The 419-nt window shown below is 49.9% G+C and carries 1 rRNA gene; it reads left to right on the forward strand.

The features are described 5' to 3' along the window. Positions 1-218 (forward strand): 16S ribosomal RNA (locus K1I43_RS15490); the annotation flags it as partial. Positions 219-419 lie beyond the last annotated feature (201 nt).

A 419-nucleotide genomic window follows, 5' to 3' on the forward strand; every position in this document is an offset into this window, starting at 1 on the left:
GCATGAAGCCGGAATCGCTAGTAATCGCGGATCAGCATGCCGCGGTGAATACGTTCCCGGGCCTTGTACACACCGCCCGTCACACCACGAGAGTTTGCAACACCCGAAGTCGGTGAGGTAACCCTTACGGGAGCCAGCCGCCGAAGGTGGGGCAAATGATTGGGGTGAAGTCGTAACAAGGTAGCCGTATCGGAAGGTGCGGCTGGATCACCTCCTTTCTAAGGATATCATTGATATGATAAAAAACGCTTTTTCGCTTCGTTTAGTTTTGAGGGAATATCCCTCATATTTTCGCCTGCGTCTATTAAAAAGGAGACGAGGTTGGCATTGTTCTTTGAAAACTAGATAACAGGCTGAAAAGTGTGTTTAGTTAAGTTAGAAAGGGCGCACGGTGGATGCCTTGGCACTAGGAGCCGATG

It is taken from the genome of Anoxybacillus sp. ST70, from assembly GCF_019553625.1.
Lineage (GTDB): Bacteria > Bacillota > Bacilli > Bacillales > Anoxybacillaceae > Anoxybacillus > Anoxybacillus gonensis.